The sequence below is a fragment of the Undibacterium sp. GW821-FHT11H02 genome (assembly GCF_058808015.1).
In genome coordinates, this window is the sequence record NZ_JBXARG010000002.1 from 333,782 (window position 1) to 346,611 (window position 12,830).

General features: G+C 47.2%; 6 protein-coding genes. 4 read left to right on the plus strand and 2 right to left on the minus strand.

From position 1 onward, the window contains the following. Positions 1 to 197 precede the first annotated feature (197 nt). The 4 genes from rpoB (at position 198) to AC1RR2_RS03790 (ending at position 11,886) form a co-directional block, all read left to right on the plus strand. A complete protein-coding gene (gene rpoB / locus AC1RR2_RS03775) occupies positions 198 to 4,304 on the plus strand; it encodes a DNA-directed RNA polymerase subunit beta (RefSeq protein ID WP_493220954.1) in 4,107 nt (1,368 codons plus the stop codon). A gap of 325 nt (positions 4,305 to 4,629) precedes the next feature. Further along, a complete protein-coding gene (gene rpoC / locus AC1RR2_RS03780; protein WP_493220955.1) occupies positions 4,630 to 8,859 on the plus strand; it encodes a DNA-directed RNA polymerase subunit beta' in 4,230 nt (1,409 codons plus the stop codon). Positions 8,860 to 9,307: 448 nt separating this feature from the next. After that, positions 9,308 to 10,594 (plus strand): Glu/Leu/Phe/Val family dehydrogenase, encoded by a 1,287-nt coding sequence (locus AC1RR2_RS03785; protein ID WP_493220956.1) that lies wholly within the window; start codon positions 9,308 to 9,310, stop codon positions 10,592 to 10,594. 413 nt (positions 10,595 to 11,007) lie between these two features. Continuing rightward, positions 11,008 to 11,886 (plus strand): amino acid ABC transporter substrate-binding protein, encoded by an 879-nt coding sequence (locus AC1RR2_RS03790; RefSeq protein ID WP_493220957.1) that lies wholly within the window; start codon positions 11,008 to 11,010, stop codon positions 11,884 to 11,886. A gap of 261 nt (positions 11,887 to 12,147) precedes the next feature. Here AC1RR2_RS03790 and AC1RR2_RS03795 read toward each other — a convergent pair whose 3' ends face one another. Both AC1RR2_RS03795 and AC1RR2_RS03800 read right to left on the minus strand, forming a co-directional pair. Further along, entirely contained in the window at positions 12,148 to 12,489 is a 342-nt protein-coding gene (locus tag AC1RR2_RS03795) for a type II toxin-antitoxin system RelE/ParE family toxin (protein ID WP_493220958.1), read from the minus strand. Between the two features lie 8 nt (positions 12,490 to 12,497). Beyond that, positions 12,498 to 12,737, minus strand: coding sequence for a type II toxin-antitoxin system ParD family antitoxin (locus AC1RR2_RS03800; RefSeq protein ID WP_493220959.1), 240 nt, complete (start codon positions 12,735 to 12,737; stop codon positions 12,498 to 12,500). Positions 12,738 to 12,830: the final 93 nt, after the last annotated feature.

Sequence of the window (12,830 nt, forward strand, 5' to 3'; positions counted from 1 at the left end):
GAAGGTTCCTCTTTGGCTTCTCTGTCGTTCTCACGGCAGAATTGTTTGTAAGTTGTTTGAAATTTCCTAAGCCGAATCTCATAAGGTGAGGGCTGAGACTTGAGGTTTCTTGATGGTTTTTCTTGTAGTGTCATTTACCTGGAAAAAAGTTTTGAAATCTGAATTCTCCATCCTTCCTTGCCACTCACGGAGTGTCCATGCACTACTCATTTACTGAGAAGAAGCGCATTCGCAAATCTTTTGCGAAACGCGCTAACGTCCACCACGTTCCGTTCCTGCTGGCGACCCAGCTCGAGTCATATCATAGTTTTTTACAGCAAGACAAAGTTGCGTCTGTGCGTAAAAATGAAGGCCTTCAATCGGCCTTTACTTCGATATTTCCGATCGTGTCGCACAATGGGTTCGCTCGTTTAGAATTTCTATCCTACGTTTTAGGCGATCCAGCCTTTGACGTCAAGGAATGTCAACTGCGCGGTTTGACATTTGCCTCTCCTTTGCGTGCCAAAGTGCGTTTGGTGATTCTCGATAAAGAATCTCCAACCAAGCCTGTCGTTAAAGAAATGAAAGAACAAGAAGTGTACATGGGTGAATTGCCGCTCATGACTAACACGGGTTCTTTCGTGATCAACGGTACTGAGCGCGTTATCGTGTCTCAGTTGCACCGTTCACCAGGCGTGTTCTTTGAGCATGATCGCGGCAAGACACATTCTTCCGGTAAATTGCTGTTCTCAGCAAGGATCATTCCTTACCGTGGCTCATGGCTCGATTTCGAATTCGACCCTAAAGACATCCTGTTCTTCCGTATTGACCGTCGTCGTAAGATGCCTGTCACTATTTTGTTACGTGCTATCGGCATGAGCAATGAACAAATCCTGGCGAACTTCTTTGTTTTTGATAATTTCGGCTTACATAGCGATGGCGCAGAAATGGAATTCGTAGCAGAACGTTTGCGTGGTGAAGTAGCGCGTTTTGATATCTCTGACAAAGCAGGCAAATTGATCGTTGCAAAAGACAAGCGTATCAATTCCAAGCATGTACGTGAAATCGAATCTGCTGGTATCAAGATGATCTCCGTGCCTGAAGATTACTTGCTCGGTCGCGTGTTGGCGAAAAATATCGTTGATGCCGATACAGGCGAAGTCGTTGCGAACGCCAATGATGAGTTGACAGAAGAATTGTTGGCGAAATTGCGTGACGCAAAAGTGACTGATATTCAAACTTTGTACACCAATGATCTCGATCAAGGTGCTTACATTTCTCAGACTTTGCGTGCTGATGACACCGCTGACCAAATGGCAGCACGTGTCGCAATCTATCGCATGATGCGTCCTGGCGAACCACCAACAGAAGATTCTGTTGAGGCCTTGTTTAATGGCTTGTTCTACAACGAAGATCGTTACGATTTGTCTGCTGTGGGTCGTATGAAATTCAACCGCCGTATTGGGCGCGATGAATTGACTGGCGCCATGACTTTGTCAGACGACGACGTTTTGGCCGTGATAAAGATCTTGGTTGAGTTGCGCAATGGTCGCGGCGAAGTCGATGATATCGATCACTTAGGTAATCGTCGCGTGCGTTGCGTGGGTGAATTAGCTGAGAATCAATTCCGCGCTGGTTTGGTGCGTGTTGAACGTGCTGTCAAAGAGCGCTTAGGTCAGGCTGAAGCGGATAATTTGATGCCGCATGATTTGATCAATTCTAAGCCTATCTCTGCAGCGATTCGTGAGTTCTTCGGTTCCTCACAATTGTCCCAGTTTATGGATCAAACTAACCCATTGTCTGAGATCACGCATAAGCGTCGTATTTCTGCCCTGGGACCTGGTGGTTTGACACGCGAACGTGCGGGCTTTGAAGTACGTGACGTTCATCCAACTCACTACGGTCGCGTATGTCCGATCGAAACGCCAGAGGGACCAAACATTGGTTTGATCAACTCGCTCGCTCTGTATGCGCGCTTGAACGAATACGGTTTCTTGGAAACGCCATACCGTAAAGTTATCGACGGCAAAATCACGACGCAAATTGATTATCTGTCCGCGATTGAAGAAGGTCGTTACATCATCGCTCAGGCGAATGCGACGATTGATGGCGCGGGTATGCTGAGCGATGAATTGGTTTCTTCTCGTCAGGCTGGTGAGACAATTCTGGTTTCCCCAGAGCGCGTTCAATACATGGACGTTGCGACAGGTCAGGTCGTTTCTGTTGCGGCATCCTTGATTCCGTTCTTGGAACACGATGATGCGAACCGTGCCTTGATGGGTGCCAACATGCAACGTCAAGCAGTTCCTTGCTTGCGTCCAGAAAAAGCCTTGGTCGGTACAGGTATCGAACGTACCGTAGCGGTCGATTCTGGTACCACAGTACAAGCATTGCGCGGCGGTAAAGTCGATTATATCGATGCGGGTCGTATTGTTATTCGTGTCAATGACGCGGAAGCTTTGGCCGGTGAAGTCGGTGTTGATATCTATAACCTGATCAAGTACACACGTTCTAACCAAAACACGAATATTAACCAACGTCCTATCGTTAAAGTCGGTGACGTGGTTGCTAAAGGTGACGTGTTGGCGGATGGTGCGTCCACCGATTTAGGTGAATTGGCGCTCGGTCAAAATATGTTGATCGCGTTTATGCCATGGAACGGTTACAACTTCGAAGATTCGATTCTGATTTCAGAAAAAGTGGTAGCGGATGATCGCTATACATCGATTCATATCGAAGAGTTGTCCGCAGTTGCGCGTGATACGAAGTTGGGTGCCGAAGAAATCACACGTGATATCTCTAACCTCGCTGAAAACCAATTGGCGCGTTTGGATGAGTCCGGCATTGTGTATATCGGTGCTGAGGTAACTGCTGGCGACACATTGGTTGGTAAAGTAACGCCAAAAGGCGAAACACAATTAACGCCAGAAGAAAAACTTCTGCGTGCGATCTTCGGTGAAAAAGCATCTGACGTTAAAGATACTTCTCTGCGCGTGCCTTCTGGCATGGTGGGTACGGTTATTGACGTTCAAGTTTTCACACGTGAAGGTATACAGCGCGACAAACGTGCACAACAAATTATCGATGATGAATTGAAGCGCTATCGCCTCGATTTGAACGATCAGTTGCGTATTGTGGAAGGCGACGCTTTCGAACGTTTGCAACGTATGTTGATTGGTAAAGTCGCTAACGGTGGCCCAAATAAGTTGGCTAAAGGCGCGACGATTACTAAAGAATACTTTGCCGAAGTTGATAAGTACCACTGGTTCGATATCCGTCCTGCAGACGAAGATGCCGCTCGCGCTATCGAAGCGATTAAAGATTCCATCGCTGAAAAACGTCACCAATTTGATTTGGCGTTTGAAGAGAAGCGTACGAAATTGACACAAGGCGATGAGTTGCCACCAGGCGTACAAAAAATGGTTAAGGTTTACTTAGCTGTTAAGCGTCGTTTGCAACCTGGTGACAAGATGGCGGGTCGTCACGGTAACAAGGGTGTGGTTTCACGCATTGTTCCAGTGGAAGATATGCCTTACATGGCCGACGGTACACCTGCCGATATCGTGTTGAACCCGTTGGGTGTTCCATCACGGATGAACGTGGGTCAGGTTCTCGAGGTTCACTTGGGTTGGGCTGCTAAAGGTCTGGGCTTGCGTATCGGCGAAATGTTGAATGCGAAAGTCAAGGTTGAAGAGTTGCGTGGCTTCTTGAAACAAATCTATAACGAGTCTGGTAAGTCGGAAGACATCGATGGTTTGTCTGATCATGAAATCATGGAACTGACGTCCAATCTGAAGAACGGTGTCCCATTTGCAACGCCAGTGTTTGACGGTGCACATGAGTCCGAAATTCGTCGTATGTTGGATCTGGCCTATCCAGATCCTATCGCGAAGCAATTGGGTATGACACCTTCTAAGAATCAAGTTACTTTGTATGACGGTCGTACGGGCGAAGCCTTTGAGCGTAACGTCACCGTCGGTTACATGCACGTCTTGAAATTGCATCACTTGGTCGATGACAAGATGCATGCACGTTCGACTGGTCCATACTCTCTCGTGACGCAACAACCTCTGGGCGGTAAAGCACAGTTCGGTGGTCAGCGTTTCGGTGAGATGGAGGTGTGGGCACTCGAAGCCTACGGCGCGTCTTATGTCTTGCAAGAGATGTTGACTGTGAAGTCCGATGACGTGAATGGTCGTACTAAAGTGTACGAAAATCTCGTTAAGGGTGATCACGTGATCGACGCTGGTATGCCAGAGTCCTTCAACGTTCTTGTGAAAGAGATCCGTTCTTTGGGTATCGATATCGATCTCGAACGTAATTAAGTCATGAAAGCAAAAAGCTAAACCGCAGAGGCGCAGAGTAAGCAGAGATTTTTTGAGAATTTCTCTGCGTACTCTGCGCCTCTGCGGCGAATGTTTTTGATTTTGTACCAAATTTTAGTAGCATCCCAATGCCCGAATTTACTTCGGGCTTTGGTCATTCAGATGGCTCCGAATTTTTAGTGTTTTTTGTTCCCGGTATCAGCGGAACTTGCGTCGATTCAGATATCGACCTGGCTCTCCCGCTCATGCGAACAGGGTTAAACCTAAGGCATTTTAAGTCGACCATCAGCGCACAGCGATTCAACTCTTCACTGGAGTGATATACATGAAAGCCCTGCTCGATCTATTCAAGCAAGTTCAGCCCAATGAACAATTCGACGCGATCAAAATTGGTCTCGCGTCTCCAGAAAAAATCCGTTCATGGTCCTATGGCGAAGTAAAAAAGCCAGAGACAATTAACTACCGTACGTTCAAACCTGAACGTGATGGCTTGTTCTGCGCGAAAATTTTTGGCCCAATTAAAGATTACGAATGCCTGTGCGGTAAGTACAAGCGTTTGAAACATCGCGGTGTGATCTGCGAAAAGTGCGGCGTTGAAGTGACATTGGCAAAAGTGCGTCGTGAACGCATGGGCCATATCGAATTGGCTTCCCCAACAGCACATATCTGGTTCTTGAAATCCTTGCCATCCCGTTTGGGTATGGTTTTGGACATGACTTTGCGTGATATCGAACGCGTATTGTATTTTGAAGCCTATGTAGTCACCGATCCAGGTATGACTCCGCTGAAAAAATGCCAGATCATGTCTGAAGATGATTACGCAGCGAAGTACGAAGAGCATGGTGATGAATTCACTGCGTTCATGGGTGCAGAAGGTATCCGTGAATTGTTGCGCTCTATCGATATCGATCGTGATGCAGAAACTTTGCGTACTGAACTCAAAGAATCTAAATCTGAAGCAAAGATCAAGAAGTATTCTAAGCGTTTGAAAGTATTGGAAGCCTTCCAACGTTCTGGCATTAAGCCAGACTGGATGATCATGGAAGTGTTGCCAGTATTGCCGCCAGAATTGCGTCCATTGGTACCTTTGGATGGCGGTCGTTTTGCGACTTCCGATTTGAACGATTTGTATCGTCGCGTCATTAACCGTAATAACCGTTTGAAGCGCCTGATGGAATTGCGCGCTCCGGAAATCATTACGCGCAATGAAAAGCGTATGTTGCAAGAAGCGGTCGATTCCTTGTTGGATAACGGTCGTCGCGGTAAGGCAATGACTGGTGCGAATAAGCGTCCTCTGAAATCTTTGGCAGAAATGATCAAAGGTAAGGGCGGTCGTTTCCGTCAAAACTTGTTGGGTAAGCGCGTCGATTACTCTGGTCGTTCCGTTATCGTGGTTGGTCCACAGTTGAAATTGCATCAATGCGGTTTGCCAAAATTGATGGCTTTGGAATTGTTCAAACCATTCATTTTCAATAAATTGGAATTGATGGGCTTGGCGACAACGATTAAAGCAGCGAAGAAACTCGTTGAAATTCAAGAGCCAGTCGTTTGGGATATCTTGGAAGAAGTGATTCGCGAACATCCTATCATGTTGAACCGTGCGCCAACCTTGCACCGTTTAGGTATTCAAGCGTTTGAGCCGGTATTGATTGAAGGTAAAGCGATCCAATTGCACCCACTGGTCTGCGCGGCGTTCAACGCCGACTTCGACGGTGATCAAATGGCGGTTCACGTTCCTTTGTCTATCGAAGCACAAATGGAAGCACGCACATTGATGCTCGCTTCTAACAATATTTTGTTCCCATCCAACGGCGAACCATCTATTGTGCCTTCTCAAGATATCGTGTTGGGTCTCTACTATGCATCGCGCGAAGCCATCAATGGCAAAGGCGAAGGCATGATGTTCCCAGACGTTTCTGAAGCGATTCGTGCTTGGGATAACAAAGAAGTGGAATTGGCGACACGTATTACTGTACGTATTACTGAATATCCAAAAGACAAAGCCACTGGCGAATTCGTTAAAACAGTTAAGCGTTACGAAACCACAGTGGGTCGTGCGATCTTGTCTGAGATCTTGCCAAAAGGCTTGCCATTCTCGGTCTTGAATCGTCCCTTGAAGAAGAAAGAAATTTCTAAATTGATCGATACATCCTTCCGTAAGTGCGGCTTGCGCGCGACGGTGGTGTTTGCCGATCAATTGATGCAGTCTGGTTTCCGTTTGGCGACTCGTGCTGGTATTTCCATCTGTATCGACGACATGTTAGTACCACCACAAAAAGTCACTTTGTTGGCAGCGGCTGAGCACGAAGTTAAACAAATCGAGCAGCAATATGCTTCTGGTTTGGTGACTGCGGGCGAACGTTACAACAAGGTTGTTGATATTTGGGGTAAGACCGGTGATGAAGTCGGCAAGGCGATGATGGAACAACTCAAAGTTGAACCAGTCACACGTCGTGATGGCACAGTTGGTACGCAAGAATCTTTCAACGCGATTTACATGATGGCTGACTCTGGTGCGCGTGGTTCTGCAGCGCAGATTCGTCAGTTAGCTGGTATGCGTGGTCTGATGGCGAAACCAGATGGCTCCATTATCGAAACGCCGATTACCGCGAACTTCCGCGAAGGTCTGAACGTTTTGCAGTACTTTATTTCTACGCACGGTGCACGTAAAGGTCTGGCCGATACCGCGTTGAAAACAGCGAACTCTGGTTACTTGACTCGTCGTCTGGTTGACGTTACGCAAGATTTGGTCGTGATCGAAGATGATTGCGGCACATCGAATGGCGCGTCCATGAAAGCGATCGTTGAAGGCGGTGAAGTTAATGTACCGTTGCGCGATTTGATCTTGGGTCGCGTTGCTGCGAACGATATCGTTAATCCAGAAACGCAAGAAACTTTGTTGGCAGCGGGTACTTTGCTCGACGAATTCATGGTTGAAGAAATCGAGTCTTTGGGTATTGATGAAGTCAAAGTACGTACACCATTAACTTGCGACACACGCTACGGTTTGTGCGCCATGTGTTATGGTCGTGACCTCGGTCGCGGTCAGATGGTCAACGCGGGTGAAGCAGTTGGTGTTATCGCTGCACAGTCCATCGGTGAACCAGGTACTCAGTTGACGATGCGTACCTTCCACATCGGTGGTGCGGCTTCTCGTGCAGCGATTGCTTCTTCTGTTGAAGCGAAATCTAACGGTACGATACGTTTCACAGCAACGATGCGTTATGTGACCAATGGTAAAGGCGATCAGATCGTGATTTCCCGTTCTGGTGAAGTCTTGATCACGGATGATCATGGTCGTGAACGTGAACGTCATAAAGTCCCTTACGGTGCAACTTTGATCGTGAAAGATGGTATGACGATCAAAGCTGGTACGGATTTGGCGACTTGGGATCCATTGACCCGTCCAATCATTACCGAATACACCGGTCAGGTGAAGTTTGAAAACGTCGAAGAAGGCGTGACCGTTGCTAAGCAGGTTGATGATGTCACTGGTTTGTCCACTTTGGTGGTAATCGATGCGAAACGTCGTGGTTCTGCTGCGGGTAAGAGCTTGCGTCCACAAGTTAAATTGTTGAACGAAGCTGGTGAAGAAGTGAAAATTTCTGGCACTGAGCACGCGGTAACAATTGGCTTCCAGGTTGGCGCTTTGATTACCGTGAAAGACGGTCAGCAAGTACACGTTGGTGAAGTATTGGCGCGTATCCCGACTGAATCACAAAAGACTCGTGATATTACCGGTGGTCTCCCACGTGTTGCTGAGTTGTTCGAAGCACGTTCACCAAAAGACGCTGGTATGTTGGCAGAAGTGACTGGTACGGTTGCGTTTGGTAAAGAAACCAAAGGTAAGCAACGTCTGGAAATCACCGACATGGATGGCGAGAAGCATGAGTTCCTGATCACCAAAGACAAACAAGTCTTGGTGCATGACGGCCAGGTGGTGAACAAAGGTGAGATGATTGTTGACGGCCCAGCTGATCCACAAGACATCTTGCGCTTGTTAGGTATCGAAGCTCTGGCACGTTACATCGTTGATGAAGTTCAAGACGTGTATCGCTTACAAGGCGTTAAGATCAATGACAAGCACATTGAAGTCATCGTTCGTCAGATGTTGCGTCGTGTTGTCGTGGTGAATCCAGGCGATGCGAACTACATCATGGGCGAACAAGTTGAACGTTCTGATTTGTTGGGTGAAAACGATCGAGTGGTCGCGGCTGGCGGTATTCCTGCAACCTATGAAAATATCTTGTTGGGTATTACCAAAGCTTCCTTGTCGACAGATTCCTTTATCTCTGCCGCATCCTTCCAAGAGACTACACGTGTTCTCACAGAAGCTGCGATCATGGGCAAGAAAGATACTCTGCGCGGCTTGAAAGAAAACGTCATCGTGGGTCGTTTGATACCTGCAGGTACAGGGTTGGCCTACCACCGTGCTCGCAAGTTGAAAGAAACTTGGGAAGCGGACGAACGTGCAGCCTTGTTGCAAGCGGAAAAAGAAATTTTTGCGCCTGCTGCAGAAGCAACTGAGCCTGAATCTAGCGGACCAACTATGTAATTCGCTTAATTTTTTGGCGATTTGGACGCCACCACGAGTGATCGTGGTGGCGTTTTTTATTGCCCATCCAATTTTCACCACGAAGCATTTTCAAGCAAGCGGAGGTGCCGATATTCCTGCTCGGTCAGTCAATGCAATAACGGCTTCACAGCCTCGTGTCCGAAGAATAGTAGTCTCAGTGTCAGCTCTAAATCTGGATAGAAGTACGTTTCAAAATCCCTAATTTTGCGACGAGCCCTCAAATTCAGAAGCGAGCTCTATTTTGAGTTTTAAATAACTATGCGTGACGTGCATAGTTGGATGCAAACAAAGCATTGGAGAGGATAAGGACATTTGTCTTAAGATGCGCTGCCTTTCACCTGAACCAAAAAGATAAATAGGGTGAAGCGGGCGCAATAGCGTCAAACCAATTATCCAAGACTACTTATTCAAAGAATCGAGACTTACCATGTCGAGTAATCACCAAATCCCGTCCTATCTGACCCCACATGCGACTGGCCCATGGAATGTATACCTTGAGCAAATCGACCGCGTCACGCCTTACCTCGGCGGCCTGTCACGCTGGGTCGAAACTTTAAAACGTCCTAAGCGTATTCTCATCGTCGATGTCCCTATCGAACGTGATGATGGCACTATTGCTCATTTCGAAGGCTATCGTGTGCAACACAATACATCGCGTGGTCCGGGTAAAGGTGGTGTGCGTTTTCATCAAGACGTGACTTTGTCCGAAGTGATGGCTTTGTCGGCTTGGATGACAATTAAGAACTCTGCAGTCAATGTGCCATACGGTGGCGCCAAAGGCGGTATCCGCGTTGATCCTAAGACTCTGTCACGGGGCGAATTAATGCGCATGACGCGTCGATATACATCCGAAATCGGTATCATCATCGGCCCAGATAAAGACATTCCAGCGCCTGACGTCAATACCAATGAGCAAACCATGGCATGGATGATGGATACCTATTCCATGAATGAAGGCCGCACGGCAACAGGTGTAGTCACAGGTAAGCCAATTTCTCTCGGCGGTAGTTTGGGCCGTCGTGAAGCGACAGGTCGCGGCGTATTCGTCGTTGGTTGCGAAGCCGCTGCAAAAAAAGGCGTGACGATTGCAGGCGCAAAAATTGCGGTGCAAGGTTTTGGTAACGTCGGTGGTATCGCGGCACGCTTGTTCGCTGAAGCGGGTTCTAAAATCGTTGCAGTGCAAGATCACGGCGGTACGATTTTTCACTCGAACGGTTTGGATGTGCCGAAGCTGTTGGATCACGTTGCAGCACACGGCAGTGTGGCTGGCTTTGAAGGTATAGAAGCGGTATTGCCTAACAATGAATTTTGGTCAGTCAATTGCGACATCATGATCCCAGCTGCATTGGAACAGCAAATTACGGAAGCCAACGCGAACGAGATCAAAGCCAAGATCATTCTCGAAGGCGCGAACGGCCCAACCACACCAGAAGCCGATGATATTTTGCGTGACCGTGGCGTGTTGGTCGTACCAGACGTGATCGCAAATGCCGGTGGTGTGACGGTGTCGTACTTCGAATGGGTGCAAGATTTCTCCAGCTATTTCTGGACTGAGGATGAAATCAATAATCGCTTAACACGCATTATGAAAGAAGCTTTCCAATCAGTGTGGCAAGTCACGGAAGACAAAAAAGTATCGTTGCGGACTGCGGCGTTTATTATCGGTTGTACGCGAGTGCTACAGGCACGAGAAGTCCGAGGTCTCTACCCCTGATAAATCCGATTTCCGGGCGCTGTGCGTTGTTGCTTGTCCTCGCAATACTAGTGTATTGCTGCGGGAAGCGCCTAGCACAGCGTCCCGAGAATCGAATTTCTCAATAAAGGAGAATGGATACCGGTAGTAGAGTGCAGCTCGGCGTTGCAAATGCTCGCAATACTGACATATTGCTCCGCCGAAGTTCAAAATTCAGCCTTGCTCTGCATCCCGAGAATCAAATTTCTCTTGGCTCAATGTCTCGCGAGTTTAGATAAAGAAAAGTGAGTAGCCGTTGGGCCACCTCCGGCCAGAGGTCGCAAAGTTTAGCCGCTAAAGTTGAAAGAGATTTAAAAGCAAATTAGCCCCCACGTACGCACAAACCTCTCAAAGTGTAAAATACCACGGCAAACATTTCCCCACGAAGGAACACCGTGTTCAAGCTGTTAAGTTACATCCTAGTCTTGCTATTCGCAACAGAATCCAACGCCGCCGAGACCCTGGCGCGTATCAAAGAACGCAAAACCATCATCATCGCGCATCGCGAAGCCAGTATTCCTATCTCTTACTTATCCGAAGATAGCAAGCCCATAGGCTATGCGATGGATATCTGCGGCAAAGTTGTCGAGCGTATTAAACGTGAATTGAAAATGCCACAACTCACAGTCAGTTATTTGCTGGTCAATTCATCGAATCGTTTTGTAGCGATACAGGAAGGCAGAGCCGATTTTGAATGTGGCACCACCGCCAACACTGCAGAACGCCGTAAACAAATGGCGTTTTCCATCCCCTATTTTTTCTCAGCAACCCGCCTATTAACGAGTGCAGATTCAACGATTAAAAATTGGACAGACTTATCGAAAAAACGCGTCGTTGTGGTGCGCGGTAGCCTCGCTTTAAGTTTATTAAGGCAGCAAACACAACTGAAATTTTCAGAATTAAAAATCACTGAAAGCAATTCTTCTCACGCTGCTTTTGAGATGCTACAACTAGGACAGGTAGACGCTTTTGTTAGTGAAGAAGTGGTATTAGCTGGTTTGCGTGCCAGCGCAGATCAAATTCAACATTGGAAAATCACAGGCGACGGTATAGGTATAGAAGCCCAAACCATCATGTTAGCTAAAGAGGATCCCGTTTTGAAAGCCTTGATCGACAAAGAAATCGCCAGACTGATGAATGAAGGTGAACTGAACAAACTCTATGAAAAATGGTTCATGCAGCCATTGCCAACCACAGGTGTGAACTATGCTTTGCCTATGAGTTTTTTACTGCGAGATAGTATGCGGTTTCCTTCGGATAAGGTGTTTAATTAAGTTCGTCGCGCCTACTTTTCGATGTTGAGCCGTTCAGTCAGAAGTGATTTCCGTAACAGTAACGCCTCATCATAGTTGATGAATTCTGAACGAGCATCTGTGCATCTAGCAACTATTGAAGTCGGGCGATGGGTTTGCTTAACTCAGCACTCGATAGGTCGCGCCATATAGCTTTCACGCGCAGATTCTTTTTTGAAGTATTCGATTGAAATATCTTTAGGTTTAAAAACCATGTCTTCAAGCGCAACCGCACTTATTGTCTCAAGCATTAACGTCGCTCAACAACCAAGTAGGCATGTCGCGTTGTTGATGCAAGATACGCCAGATGTCAATGCAATTTGATTGCTCGAGATAGAAAATAAGATAAGGAAAATGCTGACAAGGCCAGCAACGCAAGCCAGGCAGGTTCAGCGTGTGAGCGTATCTTGGCGAGCCTGATTCTGGATAAGTTTGAATATGTTGAATGGCGGTTTCTAATTCGGCGACGAAATCAAGCGCTGCTTTGATCGCTTCTTGTTCCATGTAATAACTGATTATTGCTTGTATGTCAGCATCTGCAAGGGCTCGGCGAATCACAGCTTTGCTGCTGGGAGGCTTGTTCACGGCCACAATTACTTAGGTTTGGTGCTGTTGATCTGCGAACGTAAGTCGTCAAAGTAAGCTTGATCAAATTGCCCAATCACTTGCGATTCTGCACCTTCTATCAATAAGGCGCGTAATTGTTGCCGTTCCTGATCTTTACGGATGAGCTCACGTACATATTCGCTAGACGTGCCGTAATGCCCCTTTGCTACTTGTGTATCAACAAAGTTTTTGAGGGGCTCTGGGAGAGAAATATTCATGGTGCTCATGCAGACATCTTAGAAGTCTTGGCAAAATTTGGCAAGATTTTTTAGAGATGCTATTTGCATGTTAATAAGCATTCGCAGCTTTCAATGAGTGGA